The sequence below is a fragment of the Microbacterium sp. 5K110 genome (genome assembly GCF_005774735.1).
Taxonomy (GTDB): Bacteria; Actinomycetota; Actinomycetes; order Actinomycetales; family Microbacteriaceae; genus Microbacterium.
In genome coordinates this window covers 1-25,177 of the sequence record NZ_VBUM01000050.1, presented here as the reverse complement: position 1 = coordinate 25,177, position 25,177 = coordinate 1, and the positions used below count along the sequence as shown (strand labels likewise).

At 71.7% G+C, this 25,177-nt stretch carries 26 protein-coding genes; 9 read left to right on the top strand and 17 right to left on the bottom strand.

All coding sequences use genetic code 11. The annotated features are described in order from the left end of the window. Positions 1 to 60: 60 nt before the first annotated feature. Both FE256_RS11815 and FE256_RS11810 read right to left on the bottom strand, forming a co-directional pair. On the bottom strand, positions 61 to 1,179 hold the full coding sequence (locus FE256_RS11815; RefSeq protein WP_138175848.1) for a VIT1/CCC1 transporter family protein: 1,119 nt from the start codon (positions 1,177 to 1,179) through the stop codon (positions 61 to 63). Positions 1,180 to 1,301: 122 nt separating this feature from the next. Further along, positions 1,302 to 3,287: a DEAD/DEAH box helicase gene (locus tag FE256_RS11810; protein ID WP_138175846.1), complete on the bottom strand. Its 1,986-nt coding sequence runs from the start codon at positions 3,285 to 3,287 to the stop codon at positions 1,302 to 1,304. A gap of 217 nt (positions 3,288 to 3,504) precedes the next feature. Here FE256_RS11810 and FE256_RS11805 point away from each other — a divergent pair, with 217 nt between their 5' ends. Then, entirely contained in the window at positions 3,505 to 4,365 is an 861-nt protein-coding gene (locus tag FE256_RS11805; protein WP_138175844.1) for an SGNH/GDSL hydrolase family protein, read from the top strand. Positions 4,366 to 4,375: 10 nt separating this feature from the next. On the opposite strand, the gene FE256_RS11800 is transcribed toward FE256_RS11805, so the two are convergent. Then, positions 4,376 to 5,182 carry a TrmH family RNA methyltransferase gene (locus FE256_RS11800; protein WP_138175842.1) on the bottom strand — a complete coding sequence of 269 codons (807 nt, stop codon included), beginning with the start codon at positions 5,180 to 5,182 and terminating at the stop codon, positions 4,376 to 4,378. A 46-nt stretch (positions 5,183 to 5,228) separates the two neighbouring features. Continuing rightward, a complete protein-coding gene (locus FE256_RS11795; protein ID WP_138175840.1) occupies positions 5,229 to 6,431 on the bottom strand; it encodes an amidohydrolase family protein in 1,203 nt (400 codons plus the stop codon). Positions 6,432 to 6,538: 107 nt separating this feature from the next. Between FE256_RS11795 and FE256_RS11790 the strand changes: the two genes are divergently transcribed. After that, entirely contained in the window at positions 6,539 to 7,387 is an 849-nt protein-coding gene (locus FE256_RS11790) for a Sir2 family NAD-dependent protein deacetylase (RefSeq protein ID WP_138175838.1), read from the top strand. 43 nt (positions 7,388 to 7,430) lie between these two features. Further along, positions 7,431 to 8,018 carry a histidine phosphatase family protein gene (locus FE256_RS11785; RefSeq protein WP_138175836.1) on the top strand — a complete coding sequence of 196 codons (588 nt, stop codon included), beginning with the start codon at positions 7,431 to 7,433 and terminating at the stop codon, positions 8,016 to 8,018. Positions 8,019 to 8,034: 16 nt separating this feature from the next. Here FE256_RS11785 and FE256_RS11780 read toward each other — a convergent pair whose 3' ends face one another. From FE256_RS11780 to pdhA, 6 genes are all read right to left on the bottom strand, one after another. Continuing rightward, on the bottom strand, positions 8,035 to 8,847 hold the full coding sequence (locus FE256_RS11780) for an HpcH/HpaI aldolase/citrate lyase family protein (protein ID WP_138175834.1): 813 nt from the start codon (positions 8,845 to 8,847) through the stop codon (positions 8,035 to 8,037). Next, positions 8,844 to 9,311: a MaoC family dehydratase gene (locus FE256_RS11775; RefSeq protein WP_138175832.1), complete on the bottom strand. Its 468-nt coding sequence runs from the start codon at positions 9,309 to 9,311 to the stop codon at positions 8,844 to 8,846. The genes FE256_RS11780 and FE256_RS11775 overlap by 4 nt, the downstream gene beginning before the upstream one ends. Further along, entirely contained in the window at positions 9,308 to 10,486 is a 1,179-nt protein-coding gene (locus tag FE256_RS11770) for an acyl-CoA dehydrogenase family protein (protein ID WP_138175830.1), read from the bottom strand. The genes FE256_RS11775 and FE256_RS11770 overlap by 4 nt, the downstream gene beginning before the upstream one ends. Before the next feature lie 81 nt (positions 10,487 to 10,567). Continuing rightward, positions 10,568 to 11,995, bottom strand: a complete 1,428-nt coding sequence (locus FE256_RS11765; RefSeq protein WP_138175828.1) for a dihydrolipoamide acetyltransferase family protein — start codon at positions 11,993 to 11,995, stop codon at positions 10,568 to 10,570. Continuing rightward, positions 11,992 to 13,041, bottom strand: coding sequence for an alpha-ketoacid dehydrogenase subunit beta (locus tag FE256_RS11760; protein ID WP_138175826.1), 1,050 nt, complete (start codon positions 13,039 to 13,041; stop codon positions 11,992 to 11,994). The genes FE256_RS11765 and FE256_RS11760 overlap by 4 nt, the downstream gene beginning before the upstream one ends. Further along, on the bottom strand, positions 13,038 to 14,237 hold the full coding sequence (pdhA, locus tag FE256_RS11755) for a pyruvate dehydrogenase (acetyl-transferring) E1 component subunit alpha (RefSeq protein WP_394529546.1): 1,200 nt from the start codon (positions 14,235 to 14,237) through the stop codon (positions 13,038 to 13,040). The genes FE256_RS11760 and pdhA overlap by 4 nt, the downstream gene beginning before the upstream one ends. A 169-nt stretch (positions 14,238 to 14,406) precedes the next feature. On the opposite strand from pdhA, the gene FE256_RS11750 reads away from it, so the two are divergent. After that, complete coding sequence (locus FE256_RS11750) at positions 14,407 to 14,880, top strand: Lrp/AsnC family transcriptional regulator (RefSeq protein WP_138175822.1); 474 nt, start codon at positions 14,407 to 14,409, stop codon at positions 14,878 to 14,880. Between the two features lie 10 nt (positions 14,881 to 14,890). Here FE256_RS11750 and FE256_RS11745 read toward each other — a convergent pair whose 3' ends face one another. Beyond that, a complete protein-coding gene (locus tag FE256_RS11745; RefSeq protein WP_138175820.1) occupies positions 14,891 to 15,883 on the bottom strand; it encodes a DMT family transporter in 993 nt (330 codons plus the stop codon). Between the two features lie 71 nt (positions 15,884 to 15,954). Between FE256_RS11745 and FE256_RS11740 the strand changes: the two genes are divergently transcribed. Continuing rightward, positions 15,955 to 16,518, top strand: a complete 564-nt coding sequence (locus FE256_RS11740) for a CGNR zinc finger domain-containing protein (protein ID WP_138175818.1) — start codon at positions 15,955 to 15,957, stop codon at positions 16,516 to 16,518. On the opposite strand, the gene FE256_RS11735 is transcribed toward FE256_RS11740, so the two are convergent. Then, positions 16,475 to 17,371 (bottom strand): alpha/beta fold hydrolase, encoded by an 897-nt coding sequence (locus FE256_RS11735; RefSeq protein WP_138175816.1) that lies wholly within the window; start codon positions 17,369 to 17,371, stop codon positions 16,475 to 16,477. The genes FE256_RS11740 and FE256_RS11735 overlap by 44 nt on opposite strands. Positions 17,372 to 17,613: 242 nt before the next feature. On the opposite strand from FE256_RS11735, the gene FE256_RS11730 reads away from it, so the two are divergent. Continuing rightward, positions 17,614 to 18,348, top strand: coding sequence for an exonuclease domain-containing protein (locus tag FE256_RS11730; protein WP_138175814.1), 735 nt, complete (start codon positions 17,614 to 17,616; stop codon positions 18,346 to 18,348). A gap of 109 nt (positions 18,349 to 18,457) precedes the next feature. On the opposite strand, the gene FE256_RS11725 is transcribed toward FE256_RS11730, so the two are convergent. The 3 genes from FE256_RS11725 to glgA form a co-directional block, all read right to left on the bottom strand. Next, on the bottom strand, positions 18,458 to 18,712 hold the full coding sequence (locus FE256_RS11725) for a type B 50S ribosomal protein L31 (protein ID WP_138175812.1): 255 nt from the start codon (positions 18,710 to 18,712) through the stop codon (positions 18,458 to 18,460). 110 nt (positions 18,713 to 18,822) lie between these two features. Further along, entirely contained in the window at positions 18,823 to 19,608 is a 786-nt protein-coding gene (locus FE256_RS11720; RefSeq protein ID WP_138175810.1) for an ABC transporter ATP-binding protein, read from the bottom strand. A 74-nt stretch (positions 19,609 to 19,682) separates the two neighbouring features. After that, a complete protein-coding gene (glgA, locus tag FE256_RS11715) occupies positions 19,683 to 20,873 on the bottom strand; it encodes a glycogen synthase (protein ID WP_138175808.1) in 1,191 nt (396 codons plus the stop codon). 76 nt (positions 20,874 to 20,949) lie between these two features. Between glgA and glgC the strand changes: the two genes are divergently transcribed. Next, entirely contained in the window at positions 20,950 to 22,194 is a 1,245-nt protein-coding gene (gene glgC / locus FE256_RS11710) for a glucose-1-phosphate adenylyltransferase (RefSeq protein WP_138175806.1), read from the top strand. A 61-nt stretch (positions 22,195 to 22,255) separates the two neighbouring features. Here glgC and FE256_RS11705 read toward each other — a convergent pair whose 3' ends face one another. Continuing rightward, a complete protein-coding gene (locus FE256_RS11705) occupies positions 22,256 to 22,729 on the bottom strand; it encodes an S-ribosylhomocysteine lyase (protein WP_138175804.1) in 474 nt (157 codons plus the stop codon). Between the two features lie 100 nt (positions 22,730 to 22,829). Here FE256_RS11705 and serB point away from each other — a divergent pair, with 100 nt between their 5' ends. Both serB and FE256_RS11695 read left to right on the top strand, forming a co-directional pair. Next, on the top strand, positions 22,830 to 23,471 hold the full coding sequence (serB, locus tag FE256_RS11700) for a phosphoserine phosphatase SerB (protein WP_138175802.1): 642 nt from the start codon (positions 22,830 to 22,832) through the stop codon (positions 23,469 to 23,471). A gap of 213 nt (positions 23,472 to 23,684) precedes the next feature. After that, positions 23,685 to 24,356, top strand: a complete 672-nt coding sequence (locus FE256_RS11695) for an alpha/beta fold hydrolase (RefSeq protein WP_138175800.1) — start codon at positions 23,685 to 23,687, stop codon at positions 24,354 to 24,356. 16 nt (positions 24,357 to 24,372) lie between these two features. On the opposite strand, the gene fabG is transcribed toward FE256_RS11695, so the two are convergent. Then, positions 24,373 to 25,083 carry a 3-oxoacyl-ACP reductase FabG gene (fabG, locus tag FE256_RS11690; protein WP_138175798.1) on the bottom strand — a complete coding sequence of 237 codons (711 nt, stop codon included), beginning with the start codon at positions 25,081 to 25,083 and terminating at the stop codon, positions 24,373 to 24,375. Positions 25,084 to 25,177 lie beyond the last annotated feature (94 nt).

Here is a 25,177-nt window from a genome sequence, read left to right as displayed (position 1 = left end):
GAGACAGCGTGCCATGCCGCGTCTCACTCGCGAGAGCGTTTATCGATGGATGCCGCAGATTCAGGCCGCGGACACGCCGAAGAGCAGGCCCAACACGTACGTCACCGCGGCGGCGCCGAAGCCGATCGCGAGCTGACGGAGGCCGCGCTTGAGCGGCGACGCTCCGGACAGCAGACCCACCATCGCACCGGTCCCGAGGAGGGCGATGCCCACGAGCACGAGGGCCACCACAACCGCGACGAGTCCGCTCAGCCCGAACAGCCACGGCAGCACGGGGATGATCGCGCCCGAGGCGAAGAACAGGAAGCTCGACAGAGCCGCCCCCCAGGCGCTCCCGACCACATCGTGCGAGGACTCCCCGGGGGCGGCCGCCACCGGAGCGTTGCCGTTCTGCGCGGCCGAGACGACGTCTCGGGCCTTCGCGAGAGCCTCGTCGGCGTCCATCCCGCGTGTGCGGTACACGAGCGCGAGCTCGTTGGCATCCAGGTCGAGGTGCGGCAGGGCCGAGTCGGCGTAGTCGCTCTCCTCGGTGGCCTTGAGCAGCTCTCGCTGCGAGCGCACCGACACGAACTCGCCCGCGCCCATCGACAGGGCCCCGGCGAGCAGGCCCGCGATTCCGCTGAACAGCACGAAGCTGGGGGCCACGCCCGTGGCCCCCACGCCCATCACGAGCGCGAGGTTGGACACCAGGCCGTCGTTCGCGCCGAAGACGGCGGCGCGGAACGTGCCGGACAGGCGCCGGCGTCCGCGCGCGGCGAGACCCCGCACGACCTCGTGGTGCACTTGCTCGTCGGCGGCCATCTGCGCCGTGGCGTAGGGCTCGTCGGCGTACGGCGAGCGCGCCTCGGCGTTCTGGGCCAGCGCGAGCACGAAGATCGAGCCGAAGCGGCGCGCCATCCACGCGAGCATCGTCGTGCCGAACCCCGCGCGCGGCAGTCGCTGCGGGGTGTCGCCGAGCAGGTCGAGCCAATGCTGCTCGTGGCGGCCCTCGGCCTCGGCGAGCGCGAGGAGGATCTCGCGCTCCTCGCCGGTGCGGCGGCTGGCGAGGTCGCGGTAGACGCGCGCCTCGGCGCGTTCGTCGACGAGGTAGCGCGCCCAGCGGCGGCGGTCGCGGGCGGTGGGTGTGGCGGCGATCGTCACGGGTCTCCTTCGGGTCGCCCCCACGTTAGGCGGCGGCATCCGTTCCCCCGGGCGCGTCGGCCGATACTGACAGCATTTCGGGGCCCCGAACCCCGGAAAGACGGGGATGCCACGGGCTCCGTGCCAGCATTTCGGAAGCGCGAAACCGCCACCGGGCGGCGTCAGGAGCGCACGCGCTGGCGCAGCACCTCGATGCGGGCCTGGAGCTGCGCGACGGTGGCGTGCGAGACCGCGGGGCCCCCGCAGATGCGGCGGAGCTCGGCGTGGACGAGCCCGTGCGGCTCTCCGGTGCGGCGGGCGTACAGCCCGACGAGGCTGTTGAGCAGCTGCCGCTGCTCTTTGAGGGTGCGGTGCAGTGGCTGGGGCAGACCGCCCTCGTCGACGCCCGGTGGCTCCTGTCCGCTCGCCTTCTGCTGCTCCTCGCGGCTCGAGCGGTGCCGCGACTGACGGGAGGCCCGCGTCATGAGGACTTCGTGCACCTGTTCGGGCTCGAGAAGCCCCGGGATGCCGAGGAACTCCTCTTCTTCGATCGTGCCGGGGACGGCGAGCTGGCCGAATTCCTGCCCGTCGAAGAGCACTCGGTCGAAGTGGGCGAGCGACCCGAGCGCCTGGTACTCGAACTCCTGCTCGAGCGCGTCGGAGGCTTTGTCCTCGCGCTCGGCGGCATCCATCATGTCTTCTTCGGCGTTCCACTGGTCTTCCGCGTCGCTGTCGCGGTCGAGGGCGTGGTCGCGCTGGGCCTCCATCTCGCCGGCGAGGGCGAGGAGCGGCGGCACGTTGGGGAGGAACACGCTCGCGGTCTCGCCGCGGCGTCGGGCCCGCACGAATCGGCCGATGGCCTGAGCGAAGAACAGCGGGGTCGAGGCGCTCGTGGCGTACACGCCGACGGCGAGGCGCGGGACGTCGACGCCCTCGGACACCATGCGCACGGCGACCATCCAGCGGCTCGTGCCCTTCGAGAATGTCTCGATGCGGCTCGAGGCCTCGGCCTCGTCGGAGAGGACGACCGTGACCTTCTCGCCGCTGATGTCCTCGAGGATCGTGGCGTAGGCGCGCGCGGCGGTCTGGTCGGTCGCGATGACGAGGCCTCCGGCATCCGGGACCGTCTCGCGCACCTCGGTGAGCCGCCGGTCGGCCGAGCGCAGGACCGCGGGGATCCAGTCGCCGTTGGGGTCGAGCGCGGTGCGCCACGCCTGCGAGGTGATGTCCTTCGTGTTGTCCTGACCGAGCTGGGCCTCCATCTCTTCGCCGGCCTTGGTGCGCCAGCGCATCTGCCCGGCGTAGACGAGGAAGAACACGGGGCGGACGACGCCGTCGTCGAGCGCACGACGGTAGCCGTAGGCGTAGTCGGTGCGGGAGAGGCGGATGCCCTTGTCGTTGGGGTGGTACTCCACGAACGGGATCGGCGCGGTGTCGCTACGGAACGGCGTCCCCGACAGCAGCAGGCGCCGGGTCGCCCGCCCGTACGCCTCGCGGAGCGCGTCGCCCCAGCTGAGGGCGTCGCCGCCGTGGTGCACCTCGTCGAGGATCACCAGGGTTCTGGCATCCATCGTCAGGCGCTGGTGCACCTCGGCCTTGACGGCGACCTGCGCGTAGGTGACCGCGACGCCGTGGTACTGCCGCGAGGGCGTGGCGTGGCGGTTGGAGAAGAACGGATCGAGGCGGATGCCGACCCGCGCGGCGGCCTCGGCCCACTGGGTCTTGAGGTGCTCGGTGGGGGCGACGACGACGATGCGATCGACGACGCGGCGGCGCATGAGCTCACTGGCGAGACGCAGGGCGAACGTGGTCTTTCCGGCGCCCGGGGTGGCGGCGGCGAGGAAGTCGCGCGGGCCCTTGCCCTCGCCGTCGGGTCCGTCGAGGCCGAAATACAGGTCGAGCGCCTCGGCCTGCCACGCGCGCAAGCGCTGGGCGGTGCCCCAGGGGGCGCGCTGCGGGAACGAGGGCGAGAGGTGCTCGGCGGCGAAGCTGCCGAAGTGCGGCTCGGTGCCGTCGGGGTCGCGGGGCTCGAGGTCGAGGGACGGGGTGCCGCCCGGCGCGGAGTCACGCGGGGCCGGGATCGTGCCGAAGGCCGGATCGGCCGCGACGGGAGCCGTGGTGTGCGAGGTGTCGGGGAGGGGCGTGGTGCGGGTGTCGTCTTCCAGCATCGAACCTCCATCCCTCGCGAGCGCGAACATCAACGATAGGTCACGGACCGGCCCTCCCGCGCCGGGCTGTGGACGTTCCGCCGCCCCATCGGCGATAAACGCTTCCTGCACCGAAACACGCTCGCTGCGCGCGTTTCCCAGTGCAGGAAGCGTTTATCGCGGGGGTGCGGCCCTTGCCCTGTCGGAGCCCGGGGATAGCCTGGAGGAGGAGGTTTCGATGACACTCGACCCGCACTCGCCCCGCGTCCCGTCCGCGCCCGACAACCCCGGCCCGCACCCCTGGCGCCGGTTCGTCGCCCTCGGCGACTCCTTCACCGAGGGGATCGGCGACCCGCTGCCGGACGGCGGTCACCGCGGCTGGGCCGACCGCGTGGCCGAAGTGCTGGCGGCGCAGGTCGACGATTTCGCCTATGCGAATCTCGCCGTGCGGGGCAAGCTCATCGCGCAGATCGTCGCCGATCAGATCGAGCCGGCCCTGGCCCTGAAGCCCGACCTCATCACGTTCTCGGCGGGGGGCAACGACGTCATCCGCCCCAAGACCGATCCCGACGTCGTCGCCCAGCAGTTCGAAGACGCGGTGGTCCGTCTGCGCAGCGGGGGCGCCACGGTCGTGGTCTTCACCGGCATCGACACGGAGTTCACCCCGGTGTTCCGCGGCATCCGAGGAAAGGTCGCGATCTACAACGAGAACATCCGCTCCATCGCGGACCGCTACGACTGCATCGTCGCCAACCAGTGGGGTTTGAAAGAGGTGCAGGACATGCGCTTCTTCGATGACGACCGGCTGCACTACAACACGCTCGGCCACCACGAGGTCGCACGCATGGTGTTGCGCGCGCTCAACGTACCGAACGACCTGCAGCCGATGCAGCCCGAGGCGCTGACACCGACGACCTGGCGCGCCGCCCGCGAGAAGGACTTCGTCTGGGCGCGCGAATACCTCGTGCCCTGGGTGCTGCGGCGCCTGCGCCACGAGTCCTCGGGCGACCACATCCTCCCCAAGCGGCCCGAACCGCTGCCCGTGACCTTCCTCGCCCCCGGGCAGGATGCCACGGCCGCCCGCGAGACGCAGGTCTGAGCCCCGCACCTCAGCGCAGCGCGCGCCCCAGCTCCCACAGCGCCACGGCGCTCGCCGCGGCGACGTTGAGAGAGTCCACTCCCCCGGCCATCGGGATCGTCACGACCGTATCGGCGGCGGCGAGCGCACCCCGGCTCAGGCCGTCGCCCTCGGAACCCATCAGCAGAGCCACCCGCTCATGCCCCGCGGCGGCGAAAGCGTCGAGGGTCACGGCGTCGTCGGCGAGCGCGAGGGCGGCCAGGTGCAGCCCCGCACCCTCGAGCAGCGGCTTCGCCGCGGTCCACTCGGGCAACCGCGTCCACGGCACCTGGAACACCGTGCCCATACTGACCCGGACGCTCCGCCGGTACAGCGGGTCGGCGCAGCGCGGGGTCACGAGCACCGCGTCCGCGCCGAGAGCCGCGGCCGAACGGAACGCCGCACCGACATTGGTGTGATCCACGATGTCCTCGAGCACGACGACGAGCCGCGCGCCCGCCACGACCTCCGCCACGGACCGGAGCGGCGGACGGTGCATGGATGCCAGCAGCCCCCGGTGCACGGTGTACCCGGTGACCTGTTCGGCGACCTCGGCCGGGACGACGTAGATCTCGGCACCCTCGCCGACGAGGGCGAGGGTGTCGGTAAGGAACTTCTCCTGCACGAGCACGGAGCGGGGACGGTGTCCGGCGCGCAGCGCCCGGTCGAGCACCTTCGACGACTCCGCGATGTACAGGCCGCCCGCGGGCTCGCTCACGCGACGCAGCGTCACGTCCGTGAGGTCGCGGTAGTCGGCGAGGCGCGGGTCGTCGGCGGAGTCCAGGGCGATGACGGGCATCGTCCCACTCTGCCAGGCGGGGAGCGGACACCGCCCCCGCCCCGCCTCAGGCCACGTGCAGGACGCGTCCGCCGCCGATGACGAGGGCCCGCTCGGGCTGGCGTACGAGCGCGTCCATGGGGTTCTCGGCATCCACGAGCACGATGTCGGCACGAGCACCCTCGACGAGGTCGTGCGTCTCGCGTCCGACCGCCCACGCTCCCGCGCTGGTGGCCAGCTGCACGACGCGGAGGAGGTCGTCGTCACGCACGAGTCCGCCGGCGCGGGCGTACTGCCACGCGATCCCGAGCGTGTCGCCGGTGCCGTACGGGCTCCACAGGTCGCGGATACCGTCGGTGCCGAGCCCGAACCGCACTCCTGCGGCATCCAGCTCGTCCAGCGGCAGCTGCGGCAGGCGCAGCGGCGCGACGGTCGTCATGCTGACCCCGGCCTCGCCCATCGCGCCGAGCAGGTCACGCCGGTGCGCGGGGTCGAGCTGCGCGACGGCGAAGCCGTGCGCGATGTTCACACGCCCCTGCAGCCCGAGGCGCACGGCGCGCTCGACGATCAGCTCGATCTGGAAGGCGCCGAGCTCGGCGGGATCGTGCAGGTGGATGTCGACGCCGCGACCGGTGTCGGCGGCGAGCGCGGTGATCGCGTCGATCTGACCGACCGGGTCGCGGTCGATCGTCGCGGGGTCGAGACCGCCGATCCAGCGGACGGCGTCGTGCGCGGCGGCGGCCCGGAGCAGGTCGAGCACTCCGGGGCGGCGCAGCACCCCGTCCTGCGGGAACGCGACGATCTGCACCTCGACGGCACCCCCGTACGCGGCGGCGGCCTCGGCGACGGCGTCGATCCCGCGCAGCCCGATCCCGGCGTCGACGTCGACGTGACTGCGGATCGCGGTCGTGCCGTGCCGCACGAGTTCCGCGAGCACGCGCGCGGCACGCGGGACCGAGGGGATGCCGAGGGCCTCGCGCCGGTCCCGCTCGTGGCGGATGCGCCCCTCGGTGCTCGACTCGCCGCCGTACGACTGCCACGGAAGGCCCCACCACGATTTGTCGACGTGCGCGTGGGCGTTGATGATCCCGGGGAGGGCCAGCATCCCGCGCCCGTCGAACTCCCGGGCGCCGACGGGGTCGGAGCCGACCGGCGCGACCCGCGCGATGCGTCCGTCCTCGATGACGATGTCGACGGGATCCCCTCCCCACGGCCGCACGCGGCGGAGGCGGGTGACGTCGAAGAAGGCCGGGGAGGGTGTGGGGGTCATGGCCCGATTATCCGTGGTCGCCCTTGCGAACCGCCGGGGGTGGCGCCGAGCGGGCGGCGACGACGGTGTCGGCGGGCGGTCCTAGACTCGATCCGACGGAGGTGGGCATGACGGACACGACGAAGGATGCCGGGATCGCGGCATCCATCGATCGAGCCGTCGAGGTGCTCGCCGGGCGCCGCATCGCCGTCCTGACCGGCGCGGGCGTGTCCACCGACTCCGGCATTCCCGACTACCGCGGCAAGGGAGCGCCCACGCGCACCCCGATGACGGCGCAGCAGTTCTTGGCCAGCGCCGACGCGCGCCGCCGGTACTGGGTCGGCAGTCACCTCGGCTGGAAGGTGTTCGCCGCCGCCGCACCCAACGACGGCCACCGCGCGCTCGCCGCGCTCGAGGACTCCGGCGTCTCCACCGGTGTCATCACGCAGAACGTCGACGGGCTCCACGTGCGCGCCGGCAGTCACCGCGTCGTCGAGCTGCACGGCACGATGCGCCGCGTGGGGTGTCTGCACTGCGGGCAGGTGTTCGACCGCCGCGACCTCGCGGCACGCGTCGAAGCCGACAATCCGTGGATCGCTCTGCCCGAGAACGTCGAACTCGGTCCCGACGGCGATGTCACCCCGGCATCGGCTGACGGTTTCGTCGTCCCGGTGTGCTCGGTGTGCGGCGGGACACTGAAGCCCGACGTGGTGTTCTTCGGCGAGTACATCCCGGTCGAGAAGTTCCGCGAGGCCGAACAACTCGTGCACGCCAGCCAAGCGCTGGTCGTGGCCGGCTCCTCGCTCGTGGTCAATTCCGGCATCCGCCTGGTGGAGCGGGCGCGGCGCCGCCGCCTCCCCGTCGTGATCATCAACCGCGGCGAGACCCGCGCCGACCAGCGTGCGGCGGTCAAGATCGAGGGCGGTACGACCGACGTGCTGCGGGCGTTGTCCGAGCGGCTGCCGCCCCTGGCGTGACGCTCGCGGGGCCGCACCGGGGAGTGCGGGTTAGGCTCGACTCGTGACGATCCTCACCCTCGTACGCCACGGCGAGACCGACTGGAACGCCGGCCAACGCATCCAGGGCTCGACCGACATCCCCCTCAACGACACGGGTCGCGCGCAGGCCCGCGAGGTCGCCGCGACCCTCGCCGACGATCTCGTCGGGAGCGATGTCGTCGTCGTCTCGAGCGACCTGTCGCGCGCCGCCGAGACCGCCGACACGATCGCCGCGGCCCTCGGCACCACCGTCACCCGTCGCCTCCCGGGCCTGCGCGAACGCTCCTACGGCGACGCCGAGGGCATGGACGCACAGACCTTCGCCGCGACCTACGGGCCGTGGAACACCGCTCAGGTCCCGGGCGCCGAGGCGTGGCCGCTCGTGCGCGAACGCGCGCTGGCGTCGATCGCCGAGGTCGTGTCCGAGACCCCCGAGGGCGCACACGTCATCGCGGTGGCGCACGGAGCGCTCATCCGCGAGGTCATCCTGCACGCCACCGACGGAGCGTTCCCCCGCGTCGGCGAGCGACTGCCCAACTGCTCCGCCACCGTCTTCCGCCTCGACGGCGAGGCCTGGGAGCTGCTGGCCTACGCCGGCGTCGTGAGCTGAGCGGCCGCTTCGGGACTCACGTCCCGGCGCGCCGGAGCAGCGCGCGGGCGTGCCGCAGGATCGGCTCGTCGATCATGCGCCCCTCGTAGCGGAACACGCCCCGCTCCCCTGCGGCTGCCGCGAGCACGCCCTCGGCCCACGTGCGCTGATCCGGCGTCGGCGCGTACGCCGACCGGATGGTCGCGACCTGGCCCGGGTGGATGCACGCAGTCGCGGTGAAGCCCGAGGCGGCGGCATCCCGAGCTTCGGACGACAGACCGTCGAGATCGGCGATGTCGACGTGCACGGCGTCGATCGCGGCCTTCCCGAACGCTCCCGCCGCCAGCAGCACGCGGGCGCGGGCGAGCCGTGCGACATCGCGGTACGCGCCGTCGTCACGGCGGCTGGAGGTGCCGCCCATGCTCGCCACGAGGTCTTCCGCTCCCCACATCAGCGCGACCACCGACGGCAGCGCTGCGAGCTCTTCCGCCGCGGCCACCCCGCGCGCGGTCTCGCACAGGGCGATGACCTCGTACGCGTCGACGGGCGCGAGGGATGCCGCGGACTCGGCCTTGGCGACCATCACGCGGCGGATGCGGGTGCGGGCGAGGGCCGCGAGATCCCGGGCGAACTCAGGGGTGGCGGGCGCGTTGACCCGCACGATGACCCGGTCCGGATCGGGGTCCGCGGCGATCAGGGCCGCGCGCGCGACCTCCTTGGCATCCGGGGCGACGGCGTCCTCGAGGTCGAGGATCGCGGCATCCGCCCTCTCCCGCGCCTTCGCGAGGCGCTCGGGGCGGTCGCCGGGGACGAAGAGCAGCGCCGGGCCGAGATCGAACGCCCCGGTCACGTCGCGGCATCCATCGACCACACCAGCACCGTCCGGGTCGCGGTGGCCACGACCTCGTCGTTCTGCGAACGTCCGGTGTGCGCGAGCACGACCACGCCCTGGCCGGGACGCGACGCCGAGGCGCGTGCCGAGACCACCTCGGTCTCGGCGAGGAGGGTGTCGCCGATGAACAGCGGCGCCGGGAAACTCACGTCCGTCAACCCGAGCTGCGCGACGAGCGTGCCCTGGGTCAGCTGCGCGACCGAGAGACCCACGAGCGTCGACAGCGTCCACATCGAGTTGATCAGCGTGCGACCGAACGGCTGGGTGGCCGCGTACGCGGCATCCAGGTGCAGGGCCTGCGCGTTCATCGTGAGGGTCGTGAACAGGACGTTATCGGCCTCGGTGACCGTCCGCCCGGGCCGGTGCACATAGCGCTCGCCGACGATGAACTCCTCCAGAAACAGGCCACGCTGCTCGATCATGCGGCCACGGTACTCCCCCACAGGCCCAGTGCTCGCGAGATCACCATGAGCTGCACCTCGGTCGTCCCCTCGCCGATCTCGAGGATCTTCGAGTCCCGGTAGTGCCGCGCCACCGGGTACTCGTTGATGAAGCCGTTCCCGCCGAAGATCTGCGTGGCGTCGCGCGCGTTCGCCATCGCCGCGTCGCTCGCGGTCATCTTGGCCACCGCGGCATCCACCGCGAAGGGCTTTCCCGCATCGCACAGGCGCGCGGCGTGCACCCACGCCAACCGCGCGGTGTGCACCCGGGCGTGCATCCGCGCGAGCGTGAACTGCACGTTCTGCCGCGTCGACAGGCGATCGCCGAAGACGGTGCGGCTCCGGGCGTAGGCGACCGCCGCCTCGAGGCATCCCTCCGCGGCGCCGGTCGCCAGGGCCGCGATCGCCACGCGACCCTCGTCGAGCGTGCGCAGGAAGTTCTTGAACCCGTGTCCGCGCTCGCCGAGGAGGTTCGCCGCGGGCACGCGCACGCCGTCGAAGGTCAACGGGTGCGTGTCGGAGGCGTTCCACCCGACCTTGTCGTACGCCGGACCGACCGTGAAACCCGCGGTGCCGGCGGGCACGATGAGGGTCGAGATCTCGGGGCGATCGCCGCTGCGGTCGGTCACCGCGGTGACGGCGACGTAGCTCGTGATGGCGGTGCCGGAGTTGGTGATGAACTGCTTCGAACCGTCGATCACCCACTCGTCGCCGTCGAGCCGCGCGGTCGTGCGGGTCGCCCCCGCGTCGCTGCCGGCCTCGGCCTCGGTCAGGCCGAACCCGGCGAGCGCGCGCCCGGCCACGAGGTCGGGGAGGTACTCGGCCTTCTGCGCGTCGCTGCCGAAGCGGTACAGCGGCATGGCGCCCAGTCCCACGCCGGCCTCCAGGGTGATCGCGAGCGACTGGTCCACCCGTGCGATGGCTTCGATCGCGACGCACAGCGCCGCGTAGTCGCCCCCCTGTCCGCCGACATCCTCGGGGAACGGCAGGCCGAACAGCCCCAGCTCCCCCATCTGCGCGACGATGTCGAGCGGCAGTTCGTGCGCGCGGTCGGCCTCGTACGATCGCGGCGCGATCACCTCGTCGGCGAATTCGCGGACCATTCCGGCGAGCTCGCGCTCGTCGTCGGTGAAGGCGTGCTGAGTGTCGATGCTCACGGGGGATCCTCCTCGGGATCGGGAAAAGGGGATGCCGCGGACGCGGCGTTCGGGTCGGTGGGGGCGCTCGCCGCCCCGCGATCACCGCAGCAGCATCGCTCTGCCCGGCTCGCGCAGCACCCCGGCGACGTCGGTGAGGAAGCGCGCGGCCTCCGCACCGTCGACGACGCGGTGATCGAACGAGAGGCTGAGAGTCAGCACGTCGCGCAGGGCGATCTCGCCCCGGTGCTCCCACGGGGTGCGGCGCACCGCTCCCACGGCGAGGATCCCGGCCTCGCCCGGGTTGAGGATCGGCGTGCCGGCATCCACCCCGAAGACCCCGACGTTCGTGATCGAGAACGTCCCGCCGGTCATGTCCACCGGGGCCGTGCGTCCGGCCCGCGCGGTCGCGGCCAGCCCGGCGATCGCGTCGGCGAGGTCGACGAGCGCGAGGGTCTCGGCATCCCGGATCACCGGCACGACGAGCCCACGATCGGTCGCGGCGGCGATGCCGAGGTTCACGTAGTGGTGCTCGACGATCTCGCCCGACTCGTCGTCCCAGTGCGCGTTCAGCGCCGGCGTGCGACCGATCGCGAGGCACACCGCCTTCGCGACGATCGCGAGCACACCGATCCGGTGACCGTCGAGCGCGCGATCGTGCGTGAGGGACGCCAGCAGCTCGGTGGTCGCGGTGACGTCGATCGTGAGGAACGTCGTCGCGTGCGGGGCGGTGAAGGCGCTGCGCACCATCGCGGCAGCAGTGTGCTTGCGCACGCCGCGGATGGGTGTGCGCGTGACGCGCGGGTCGGAACGAACAGCCGGGGGGACCGTCGACGCGAGAGAAGGGGAAGTGCGCGCGAACTCCTCCACGTGCGCCCGTGTGACGAGATCGCCGGGATGAACGGCGGCCACGCGGGCGAGGTCGACGCCGAGGTCCTTGGCGAGCTTGCGGACCGGCGGCGTGGAGCGCGGCCGCTCGACCGGCACCTCGACGGGAGCGGAGCGGACGACGTCGTGCGGCGCCGCCGCCTGGACGGCGGAGTCGACGTCGACCGTCGTGGCGGTCGTGCGCGCGCGGCGCCGCGGCCGGACGCGCGACGTCGGAGCCGCGCCGTACCCGACGAGGTTCGGTGTCGCCGCTCCCTCGCGGCCCGTCGGGCGGAGATCGTCGGCGACACGCCGCTCGGCGGTCGCCGCCACCGGCGTGTCGGGTGTCGAATCCGCCGGACGGTCCGCCGGCGGGGCGGCCGTGGGCTCCGGCGGCTCGGGTTCCGATCCGGCATTCTCGTCTCCCCCGACGGCGAAGGACACCAGGGGCGAGCCGACGGCGACGACATCGCCGGCCGAGGCGTGCAGTCCCCGCACGATCCCGGCGTAGGGCGAGGGGATCTCGACGACCGCCTTGGCCGTCTCGACCTCGGCGATGGTCTGGTTCAGCGACACCTCGTCGCCCTCGGCGACGTGCCACAGCACGATCTCGGCCTCGGGCAGTCCCTCGCCGAGATCAGGAAGGCGGAATTCGGCGATCATCGGACACCCTCTTCGACGGTGCTTCCGGCGGCCGCGACGCCACCCGCGGGAGGCGCGCCGGTATCGCGCTCCCACACCCGATCCACCGCGTGCAGGATGCGGTCGAGGTCGGGCACGTGGTGCTTCTCGAGCTTGGCCGGCGGATACGGGATGTCGTGCCCGGTGACGCGCTGCGGCGGCGCCTCGAGGAAGGGGAAGCAGCGCTCGGTGATGCTCGCCACGATCTCAGCGCCCATCCCCGCCTGGCGCGCCGCCTCGTGGACGACGACGACCCGGCCGGTCTTGCGCACCGATGCGGCGACGGTGTGGAGGTCCATCGGCGACAGGGACCGCACGTCGATCACCTCGAGCGAGATCCCCTCGTCCTCGGCGGCGAGAGCGGCATCCAACGCCGTGCGCACCGAGGCGCCATAGGTGACGATCGTCACGCCCGTTCCCTCCCGGGCGACGCGGGCGAGGTGCAGGGGCGGGGCGTCGGCGAGATCGGCGTCCAGATCGACCTCGCCCTTGGAGTGGTACAGACGCTTCGGCTCGAAGAACACGACCGGATCGTCGGATGCCACGGCCTGACGCAGCATGACGTAGGCGTCCTGCGGGGTCGAGGCGGTCACGACCCGCAGACCCGCCGTGTGCACGAAATACGCCTCGGGCGACTCGGAGTGGTGCTCGGCAGCCCCCACGCCGCCGGCCCAGGGGATGCGGATGACCAGCGGCATCCGGATGCGTCCGTTGCTGCGGTAGTGGAGCTTGGCGACCTGGCAGACGATCTGATCGAAGGCGGGGTAGACGAAGCCGTCGAACTGGATCTCGACGACGGGCCGGTAGCCGCGCAGGGCGAGGCCGACGGCGGTGCCGACGATGCCGGCCTCGGCGAGCGGGGTGTCGATGACGCGCGGGGCACCGAAGCGCTCCTGCAGGCCGTCGGTGACCCGGAAGACGCCGCCGAGCGTGCCGATGTCCTCCCCCAGGAGCAGGACCCGGTCATCGTCGGACATCGCCCGGGCCAGGCCCGCGGTGATCGCCGATCCGAGGGTGAGCGCGGTCATCGGTCCTCCTCCGTGGCGAAGCCCGCGAGGTACTCGACGTACTCGGCGCGCTGAGCGGCCAACGGGGCGTGGGGTTCGGCGTAGACGTGGTCGAACACGGTCTCCGGGGCCCGGGTGACCGCCCCGATGCAGGCGGCTCGCACCTCGGCGGCGAGAGCGTCGGCGGCCGCGGCGACCTCGGCGAGCGCGGAGTCGTCGAGCACGCCCTCGGCGCACAGGTACGCCTCGAACCGGGCGATCGGGTCGCGCTCGGCCCACCGTTCGACCTCGTCCACCGTGCGGTAGCGGGTCGGGTCGTCCGACGTCGTGTGCGGCCCCATCCGATACGTCACGGCCTCGAGGAACGAGGGTCCTTCGCCCCGGCGCGCGCGGTCCAGCGCCCACCGCATGGCGGCGACGCACGCGAGCACGTCGTTGCCGTCGATCCGCAGGCTCGGGATGCCGAAGCCCGGCGCCCGGCCCGCGATGGGGTGCTTCGCCTGGACGGTGACCGGCTCCGAGATCGCCCACTGGTTGTTGGAGCAGACGAAGACCACCGGCGCGCCGAAGGACGACGCGAACACCATCGCCTCGTTGACGTCGCCCTGGCTCGTCGCACCGTCGCCGAAGTACGCCACGGCGACGTCGGTGGAGCCGTCGCGCTGCGCACCCATCGCCCACCCGGTGGCGTGCAGCGCCTGGGCTCCGATGATGATCTGCATGGGCGCGACGTTGATGCTCGCGTGGTCGTAGGCGGAGTGCTCCTCGCCACGCCACGCGAGCATGTAGCCCTCGGGCTTCGCCCCGCGCGCCAAGAGGACGCCGTGCTCGCGGTAGCTGGGGAAGGCGAAGTCGCCGGCGGAGAGTGCGTGAGCGGTGCCGATCTGCACCGCCTCCTGACCGCGACACGGTGCCCACAGCGCGAGCTGCCCCTGACGCTGCAACGCGACGCCCTCGGCATCCAGGCGGCGGGTGAGGACCATGTCGCGGTGGAGGGCGCGCAGCTCGTGCGGCGACAGGTCGGCGATCCAGGGGTCCAGCGCGGGATCGGGCACGCGCGTCCCGTCCGGTTCGAGCAGTCGGGCGACGTCGCCCCCGTCCTCGGAGCGGGGCGTCCTCCCCCGCGCAGCGGACTCGTGCGTTCGTTCGGCATCCGCCGCGGTTCCGTCGACAGCCGATCCGTGGTGAGGAGTGGTCTGGGTGTACGTCATCGTCATCCCTCCAGGTGCGGCCCGCGATCCTCGTGGGAGCGGGGCAGTCCGGGTGCCGGCGGCGTCGCCGACACGGCCGACCGTACGCGGGGAAGGCAGGGCGCTCAAGACCCGCGCCACGGGTTCAGCATTGTGCGCATTGCGATGACCGAGCATCCTGCTAATGTTTCGCACCATGACCAAGCTCGACGCGGTCGACCTCGACCTCCTCCGCGCCCTGTCCCACGATCCCCGCGCCACCGTCGTCGCGCTCGCCGAGAAGCTGGGCCTCTCGCGCAACACCGTCCAGGCGCGGATGGGCCGCCTCGAGAAGGGCGGCGTGTTCCTGTCCTACGAGCGCACGCTGTCGGCCGAGGCGTTGGGTTTCCCGATCGAGGCGTTCCTGCAGGTCACGGTGCGGCAGGCCGAGCTGCCTGCGATCCGTGAAGCCCTCGCCCGAGTGCCCGAAGTGCTGCAGGCACACGGCCTCAGCGGACAGGTCGACCTGCTCGTGCGGGTGGCCTGCCGCGACACCCAGCACTTGTTCGACACCGACGCCCGCATCCTCTCGATCGAGGGCGTCGAACGCACCGAGACCTCGCTCGTGATGGGCGAGGTCATCGGCTACCGCGTCGCGCCGCTGATGGACCTGGCGCGCGAGCAGCTGTAGCGGCGCGCTGTCAGGGCGCCGGGACGACCGGCACGCTCGCCGTCTCGGTGCGCGGTTCGGCCGGGCCATCGGCATCCAGTCGCACGAGCACGACACCGGCCAGGATGAGCGCTCCCCCGACGAACTGCACCGGTGCGGGGGTCTCGCCCAGCAGCAACCAGGCGAATCCGAGGGCGAACAGCACTTCGCTCAGCCCGACGAACGACGCCAGCCGCGACCCGATCAGCGGCACGGCGATGACGCCGAGCGCGTAGCCGAGGGTCGTCGCGACGCCGCCGACCCACAGCAGGGGCAGGATGCCGGGGACCTCGAGCCCCAGCATCGACACGGTGATCGCGGGGGCGGCGAAGGGCAGCACGCCCGTCACGATCAGCACCCCCATCACCGGCGTGCCGGTCAGCAGGCCGCCCGCGGCGAGCGCGAGCGGGGGCAGATCGTCGCCGGCCCGCCCCGCGATGACGAAGTAGGCCGCCGCACACACCGCGGCGCACAGTGCGAACAGGGTGCCGAGCAGGTCGAAACGCGCACCGCTGATGTCGACGACGAGGACGAGACCGGCCATCGCGACGACGGAACCGACGATGACGAGCTTCGACGGCGCCCGCCGTGTGCGCGCCCACACCGCGATGACGAGGAGCACGGGCGCGATGTACTGGATCAGGAGCGCCACCGCGACCGGCATGCGCTGCATCGCCGCGAAGTAGAACACCTGGCATCCGGCGACCGCCGTGAGGCCGAACGCGAGGATGAGCAGCCCGTGCCGCCGCAGAAATCCCGGCTGCCGACGAATCGCCCGGATGAGCGCGGGCGACAGCAGCAGGGCCGCGAGCCCCATCCGTATGACGAGGACGGCGCCCAGCGACCAGCCGCCGTCGAGCAGCGGCTTCACGAACGGGCCGCTGGACGAGAACGCCAGCGCCGAGGCGACCGCGATCACGAGGCCTGTGACGGCGGTGGAACCGTGATGCGTCGGGCGTGGGAGGGCGACGGAGGAGGTGGTCATGGCTGCCCGCTGTCAGGAGTGAAGTACGTTTACACTCGTGACAGTAGAGCGTCCGCCTGTCAGGAGTCAACATGGTCTTCATCCGTGACACCGAGCTCGTCCTCCGCGCCACGGTCGAGCTGGTCAACACGCTCCCCGAGTCCGACACGAGCGGTGTCGACGGCCTCGTCGACCTCGTTCATCTCGAGGACTTCACGACGCGTCACGGCTACACCGGCTCGCGCACGCACGACGCCCGAGAAGTGGCCGCGGTGCGTGGCATCCGGGGGCGTCTGCGCGATCTGTGGACGGTCGACCGGGACGGAGCCGTACCGCTGGTCAACGGGATGCTCGCCGACGGTCGCGCCCTCCCCCAGCTCGTGCGCCACGACGACATGGACTGGCACATCCACGCGAGCGACCCCGACGAGCCCCTCGCTCGGCGGATGCTCGTCGAGGCCGCACTCGCGTTCGTCGACGTCATCCGCGCCGACGAGTACGCGCGCGTGCGCACGTGCGACGCCGATGACTGCGAGGGGGTCTACGTCGACTTCTCGAAGAACGGCTCCAAGCGCTACTGCGACTCGGGCAATTGCGGCAACCGCATGAACGTCAACGCGTACCGGCGGCGGAGGGCCCGCGCAGGAAGCGAATGATCGCGGATGCCGCCGCGGCCGGAGTCTCGTAGTGGATCAGGTGCCCCACGTCGGGGATCTCCACCAGCTCAGCGCGCGGGAAGAGCGTCGCGAGGTGGCGCTCGGCCTCGATGGGCGTGATGTCGTCTTTCTGGGCCGCGACGAGGAGCGTGGGCTGGGCGATGCGCGGGGCGAACTCCCGCACGTCGTGGGAGACGCTCGTCACGAACGCCTCGTGCAGCACGTCGCGGTCGGCGAAGCGCGAGAAGTACGTGTCGTGCTGCTCGTGCACGAAGCGGCGCAGATCGGCGTCGCGCGTCTTAGCCATCGCGACGCTCATCACGCGCACGATGACGCCGTTGCGCAGGAGGGCGTCGCCGATCGGGCGTGGCAGCTTCGCACCGGCGAGGTAGTAGAACACCGCGAGACGCGTGAGCACCCCGCGCGGACCTTCGAGGGCCGGAGCGCCGATCGGGTTGACGAGGATGAGCTTCGGTGTGGCCAGGCCCCCCGCGACGGCTGCGGAGGCGACGATCGAGCCGAACGAGTGCCCGAGCACCACCGCACCCGGCGCGACGGTCTCGACGAACGTCCGCAACCACGCGGCATACGCGTCGAGGTCATGCGCACGGCCGGGCAGCGGCGCGGTCTCGCCGAACCCCGGCAGGTCGGGCGAGATCACCCGGATGCCGGGAAGGTGCGCCACGACCGGCTCGAGGCCGTGGTGCTCACCGCGGAAGCCGTGCACCGCGACGATCGTGATCGCGGCGTCGGCGTCGCCGTACGTCCAGTAGGCCGTCGTGCCGCCCAGGATCTCGGCCGTCTGCCGCTGCACCGGGATCTCGGCGAGCAGCGCGGCGTAGGGGTTCGGCATCCGTCGAGTCTACGAGAGGGGGTGACACCGTCTTGGCCGGGTGCGCCGGAGCGGCCCGCGCCGATGCGAGAACAGGGGATGCCGCGAGAACATGCCGATCCGCGGCAAACCGGCCTGTTCTCCGCATAGCGCCTGTTTTCGGTGCACCCCCCGGCGCGGGCACGCACCCGGGACGGGCCGCGAGCCCGTCCGCGCCGGAGTGCCTCCGCGGCCGTGTCGGAACCCCGCCCTAGCCTGGGCGCATGACCACGTGGCAGGCCGAGCCGCTCCCGATGTTCCAGACGCCCGAGTGGGCGCGCGTCGTCGGAGTGTTCGACCTCGAGACCACCGGGGTCGACGTGGTCAACGATCGCATCGTGACGGCGCACGTGGGCGTGCTCGACGCCGGCGGGCACGTCATCGACGCGCGCGACTGGCTGGCCGACCCCGGCGTCGAGATCCCCGCGGGCGCGGCCGCCATCCACGGCGTCACCACCGAGCGTGCCCGCGCCGAAGGAGCCGCGGCGCCGACGGTCGTCGCCGAGGTCGTCGAGGCGCTGCGCGCGCTGTTCGACGCCGGCATCCCGGTCGTCGCGTACAACGCGCCGTTCGACTTCTCGCTCCTCAAGCACGAGGCGCTGCGTCACGGCATCCCGCCCATCGATGCGCCGTCGCCCGTGATCGACCCGCTCGTGGTCGACAAGACCTACGACCGCTACCGGCGCGGCAAGCGCACGCTGACCCACGTCGCCGCGCACTACGCGGTGCCGCTCGACGCCGCCCACGAGGCGTGCGCCGACGCCGTCGCTGCCGGACGCCTGGCCCTCGCGCTCGCCGAGCGCTACGCCGCCTGGCTGCCGCCGACCCTCGACGAACTGCACACCCGACAGATCGCCTGGGCGCGCGCGCAAGCGGCGAGCCTCACCGAGTACTTCGTCACGATCGGACGACTGGATGCCGAGGCTCCCCCGCTCGACGGAGCGTGGCCGATCCGCTGAGCGGGGGGTCCGACGCCCCGACCTCGGCCTGCCGCCGGCACGCGGCCGACCCGAAACGAGAAACGCCCCTCCGTCCGAAGACGAAGGGGCGTTTCTGCGGTGCTGCGACTCAGCGCGAGCCACCGAAGTTCTTGAAGCGCTGGTTGAACTTCTCGACGCGACCGGCCGAGTCCATGATGCGCTGCTTACCCGTGTAGAAGGGGTGCGAGGCAGACGAGATCTCCACGTCGATGACGGGGTACTCCACACCGTCCAGCTCAATCGTCTTGTCGCTCGAGACGGTCGAACGGGTGAGGAAGGTGTCGCCCGAACCGAGGTCGCGGAACACGACGGCCTTGTACGTGGGGTGGATGTCAGTCTGCATGGGAGGTCCTTTGAGGAGTGGTGCCCTGGATTCTGCCAGGACGGTCAAAGTCTGCGGCGCCGGAGGCACCAAAGGACGAGTCTACCAGGCTCCGCGCGCGCGGACGACGCTCAGGACGTCGCGCGAGCGGCGTACCGTCCGGCGTCCTGCGTCAGCGTGATCGGGACACCGAACGTCGCCGTCAGATTCTCGGCCGTGAGCGCCTCGGCGAGCGGTCCGGATGCCACGACCTCGCCGTCGCGCAGCAGCAGGACGTGGGTGAATCCGACGGGGATCTCCTCGACGTGGTGCGTCACCATGATCATCGCCGGAGTGGTCGGCGCCTGCGCGTAGCCGGAGAGCAGCGACAGGAGCTCTTCGCGGGCGCCGAGATCGAGGCTCGCCGTGGGCTCGTCGAGGAGCAGCAGCTCGGGGTCGGTCATGACGGCACGGGCGATCTGCACGCGCTTCTGCTCGCCGTCCGAGAGTGTGCCGAACGTCCGGTCGGCGAGATGGTCGAGGCGCCACTCGGCGAGGACCCGCAGCGCGCGGCGCTCGTCGATGTCCTCGTACTGCTCGCGCCACCGGCCGGTCACCGAGAACGCCGCGGTCAGCACGACGTCGAGGACGGTCTCCTCCGGCGGGACGCGACGGGCCATGGCCGACGAGGCGAAGCCGATGCGCGGGCGCAGCTCGAACACGTCGGTGCGCCCCAGTCGCTCGCCGAGGATGGTCACGGCACCCGAGGTGGGGTGCAGGAGCGTGTCGGCGAGCTGCAGAACGGTGGTCTTGCCGGCGCCGTTCGGGCCGAGCACCACCCAGCGTTCATCGTCCGAGACGGTCCAGTCGAGGTGGGACACGATGTCCCGGGCGTTCCGGCGGACGACGACGTCGGAGAACTCCAGAACCTGCGGCATGCCCCCAGCCTAACGGCCCGGGCGGACGAACTCCGGCGCGCCACCCCGCCCTGGGGACGCGCGCCGCACCCCATCTACCGACCCGCGACCTCCGCGTACAGCGCCGCGGTGGTCTGGGCGATCGCGGCCCAGCTGAAGTCCTCGATCGCCCGGGCCCGACCGGCTTCCCCGTACTGCGCGGCGCGCGCGGCATCCATCACCACTTCGGTGAGCACGCGCGCCAGATCGTCGACGAAACGCTCGGGATCCACGGGCGTGCCGGTGCCGTCCTGCACCTGCTCGATCGGCACGAGCCGCCCGGTGACACCGTCGACGACCACTTCGGGGATGCCACCGGTGGCGGTACCGACGACGGCGGCGCCGCACGCCATCGCCTCGAGGTTGACGATGCCGAGGGGCTCGTAGACGGAAGGGCATACGAACGTTGTCGCCGCGGTGAGGATCGCGCACAGCTCGTGCCGGGGCAGCAGGCGGTCGATCCAGACGACGCCCTCGCGCGTGGCCTGCAGCCCGCGGACGAGCTCTTCCACCTCGGCGAGGATCTGCGGGGTGTCGGGCGCGCCGGCGCACAGCACGAGCTGCACCTCGGGCGGCAGCTTCTCGGCCGCGCGCAGCAGGTATGGCAACCCCTTCTGCCGCGTGATGCGTCCGACGAACACGACCGACGGACGCGCGGGGTCGATTCCGGCCTCGGCGAGGAACGCGTCGTCCGTGACGGGATGCCACGCCTCGGTGTCGATGCCGTTGTAGATGACGCGGACCTTGTCGGGGTCCAGCGAAGGGTAGCTGCGCAGAATGTCCTGGCGCATGCCCTCGCTCACGGCGACGACGGCCGCCGCCCCTTCGTAGGCCGTCTTCTCGATGAAGCTCGACACCGCGTAGCCGCCGCCGAGCTGCTCGGCCTTCCACGGCCGCAGCGGCTCGAGACTGTGCGCGGTGACGACGTGGGGGATGCCGTGCAGCAACGAGGCCAGATGCCCGGCGAAATTGGCGTACCAGGTGTGGGAGTGCACGACGTCGGCTCCGGCGACGTCAGAGACGATCTCGAGATCGGTGCCGAGAGTCTGGATCGCGCCGTTGGCGGAGGCGAGCTCCGCGGGCACCGCGTACGACGTCGTGTCGGACTCGTCGCGTGCCGCGCCGAAAGCCCGCACCTGCACCTCGGTCCCCTCGGCGCGCAGCGCCCGGACCAGCTCCGTCGCGTGGACGCCCGCTCCCCCGTAGATCTCCGGCGGGTACTCCTTGGTGACGACGTCGACGCGCATGAGACGAACCGTACAACACGCGAACCACCCGGTTCGACGTATAGCCCAGGGGATTTTCGCGCCCTAGGGTGGTGCCATGCCTGCAGCGCCGAAGGTCTTCGGAATCATCCTCGCCGGCGGCGAGGGAAAGCGACTCATGCCCCTGACGGCCGACCGGGCGAAACCGGCCGTGCCGTTCGGGGGGCAGTACCGCCTCATCGACTTCGCGATCTCGAACCTCATCAATTCGGGGCTTCGCCAGCTCGTCGTGCTCACGCAGTACAAGTCGCACAGCCTCGACCGCCACATCTCGCAGACGTGGCGTATGTCACCGATGCTCAACGCGTACGTGGCATCCGTTCCCGCCCAGCAGCGCCTGGGCAAGCGGTGGTTCTCGGGGTCGGCCGACGCGATCCTGCAGAGCATGAACCTCATCCGCGACGAGAAGCCCGACATCGTCGTTGTGATCGGCGCCGACCACGTCTACCGCATGGACTTCGGGCAGATGCTCGAGGCGCACATCGCCTCGGACGCGAGGGCCACGGTCGCCGGCATCCGTCAACCGATCTCGCTGGCGAACCAGTTCGGCGTCATCGACACCGACCCGAGCGATCCCACGATGATCCGCGAATTCCTCGAGAAGCCGCAGAACCCGACGGGCCTCGCCGACGCCCCGCACGAGGTGCTCGCGTCAATGGGCAACTACATCTTCGACGCGGACGCGCTCGTCGAGGCCGTCACGCACGACGGCGAACTGCCGACCTCCGCGCACGACATGGGCGGCGACATCGTCCCGTACTTCGTCAACCGCGGCGAGGCGGCCGTGTACGACTTCCAGCGCAACGACGTCCCCGGCTCGACGCCGCGCGACCGGTCGTACTGGCGCGACGTCGGCACGATCGAGTCGTTCTACGACGCCCACATGGATCTCATCTCGACCCTGCCGATCTTCAACCTCTACAACACCGACTGGCCGATCTACTCGCAGACCTTCAACGCTCCGCCGGCGAAGTTCGTCCGCGACTCGGTCGGCCGCATCGGCAACGCGATCGACTCGATCGTGTCGCTCGGCTCGGTGCTGTCCGGAACCCACCTCGAACACAGCGTCGTCGGTCCGTGGGCACTCGCCGGCGGCGGCTCGACGATCACCGATTCGGTCCTCTTCGACGGGGTGCAGGTGGGCGCGGGAGCGCGTATCCACCGCGCGATCCTCGACAAGAACGTCACGCTCGCACCCGGATCCACGATCGGTGTCGATCGCGAGCACGACCTGGCCCGCGGCTTCACCGTCACCGAGACCGGCATCACCGTCGTCGGCAAGGACGTGCGCGTCGAAGGCTGATCCCGGATGCCGAGAGGGGCGGCGACCGTGATGGTCGCCGCCCCTTCGTCGTCCGCGCGGGTCAGATGCCGACGCGGGCGAAAGCGTCGCGGCTGATGCCCTGCGAGAGCACGAGCTTCGACCACTCGCGCGCGGTGTGCAGGCTGTGGTCGCGGTAGTTGCCGCAGCTGAAGGCGTCGGTGCCCGGCACGTCCTCCCACTCGACGTCCTCGGCGATCGCACGCAGAGAATCGGTGACGGCCGTGACCACGTCACCGAGATCGGGCTCGCCCCACATGATGAGGTGGAAGCCGGTGCGGCATCCGAACGGCGAGATGTCGATGACGCCGTCGATGCGGTCGCGGAGCAGGCTGGCGAGCAGATGCTCGATCGTGTGGATGCCGGCGGTGGGGATCTCGCCCTGGTTGGGCTGCACGAGACGGACGTCGAAGTTCGAGATGACGTCGCCGCGGGGCCCCGACTCGGTGCCGATGAGGCGGATGTAGGGAGCGAGGACGGCGGTGTGGTCGAGCGTGAAGCTCTCGACGTCGGCCATGGGGTTCCTTTCGGCGGCGTGCACGGGCGCTTCGAGCCTACGCGCGCGCTCGGCACCGGGCGTCGCGTGGGTCTTCGCGTGACGCGCTAGGGTCGAGGCCGTGCCCGCGCCTGCTCGTTTCCTCGTCGTGCTCGACGCCGACTCCACCCTCATCCGCAACGAGGTGATCGAACTCCTCGCCGACGAAGCCGGACGCGGCGCCGAGGTGGCCGCGGCGACCGAAGCCGCCATGCGCGGCGAGGTCGACTTCGCCGCGAGCCTGCGCTCGCGCGTCTCCGCGCTGACCGGCGTCCCGGTCGAGGCCTTCGCGCGCGCGATCGCCCGTATCGAGCCGACGCCGGGCGTACGCGAGCTCATCGACGCCGTCCACGCCCGTGGCGGGCGCGTCGGTGTCGTCTCGGGCGGGTTCCACGAAGTGCTCGACACCGTCGCCCCCGATCTCGGCGTCGACGTGTGGCGGGCGAATCGCCTCGCCGTCGCCGACGACGCCCTCACGGGCGAGGTGGACGGACCGATCGTGGATGCCGCGGCCAAGGCCGACACGCTGCGCGAATGGGCGGCCGACTACGGCGTGCCGATCGGGCTGACCTTCGCGATCGGTGACGGCGCGAACGACCTGCGCATGATGGCGGCCGCCGGCCTGGGGATCGCGTTCAACGCCAAGCCCGCCGTGCGCGCCCAGGCCGATGTCGTGGTCGGCCGCGTCGACCTCGCCGAGGTCATCGCGCTGCTCCCCCGCTGACGTCGCGCGGGGCCGTCGCTCGCGGGAGCGCCGGGGCACGGCATCCATGTTCCTGTCACGAGAACAGGCGGTGCGCCGAGAACAGGCCGACGTCGGCCGAATCGGCCTGTTCCGGGCGCATGCCCTGTTGTCGTCGCGGCTCTGAGGCGCCCGGTCCCGCGCCCGCCCACGGCGGGGGTGGCCGATGTCGGAGGCCCGTCGTATCGTCGCGCCATGGACGTCATCCTGGTTCCCGGTCTCTGGCTCACGGCATCCTCGTGGGATGCGGTGGTGCCCACGCTCGTCGCGGCGGGTCACCGGCCGCATCCCCTCACGCTGCCCGGCAGCCCGAACGCGCGTATCGACGACTGGGTCGACGCGGTCGTGCAGCAGATCGACGCCGTCGACTCCCCCGTCGTGCTCGTCGGTCACTCCGGTGGCGGCAACGTCGTGTGGGGTGCGGCCGACCGACGCCCCGACCGGGTCGCGCGCGTCGTGTTCGTCGACACCATGCCGCCGCCCCCGGGGGCGATGATCTCCGAATTCCCCGTCGAGGACGGCACGGTCCCGTTCCCGGGGTGGGACTTCTTCGACGCGCCCGACGTGGCCGACCTCGACACGGCCACGCGAGAGCGCACCCTGTCCGACACCGTCGCCGTGCCCGGGCAGGTGCCCACCGATCACCTCCCCCTCACCGACGAGCGGCGCTACGGCATCCCCGTGACGATCCTGTCGGGACAGCTGGATGCCGAGAGCCTGCCCGCCGTCCTCGCCGAGTGGGGGCCGTGGGCAGAGGAGTTCGGCCGTATCCGCGACACCGAGGTGGTGCACCTCGGTTCGGGGCACTGGCCGCAGTTCTCACAGCCCGCGGCGTTCGCCGAGAAGCTGCGGAGCGCGGTGCGGTGAGATTCCGAGGCGGTTGTCAGTGCCCCATGCCGAGGCCGCCGTCGACGGGGATGACGGCGCCCGAGATGTAGGCGGCGTCGTCGCCGGCCAGCCAGGTCACGACGCCGGCGACCTCGTCGGCCGAGGCGAAGCGACCGGCCGGGATGTTCTTCTTGTACTCGGCCTGCGTGTCCGCGGGGAGCTCGGCGGTCATGTCGGTCTCGATGAACCCGGGGGCGACGACGTTCGCGGTGATGCCGCGGCCGCCGAGCTCGCGCGTGAGCGACCGGGCGAAGCCCACGAGCGCACTCTTCGAGGCGGCGTAGTTGATCTGACCGGCCGAGCCGTAGAGACCGACGACGCTCGAGATCAGGATGACCCGACCCCAGCGCGCCTTCAGCATCCCCTTCGACGCGCGCTTGACGACGCGGAACGCGCCCCCGAGGTTCGTGGAGACGACGCTGTCGAAGTCGTCCTCGCTCATGCGCAGGAGAAGGGTGTCCTTGGTGATGCCCGCGTTGGCGACGACCACGGCGATCGGTCCGAGCTCGGCCTCGACCTGCGTGAACGCCGCGTCCACCGCTGCGGCGTCGGTGACGTCGGCGCGGACCGTCAGCGTTCCCTCCGGCCCCTCGCCCGAACGAGCCGTGACGGCGACGCGCCAGCCCTCGGCGACAAAGCGTTCGGCGATGGCACGCCCGATGCCGCGGTTTCCTCCGGTGACGACGACGACGCGGTCCTGGGACATGTGAGACTCCTGCGATGCGAGGGACGGAACCGGCCCAGCCTACCGACGACCCCGCGATCCCCACCGCCCGCCGCGTTTGACACGACCACGGCAC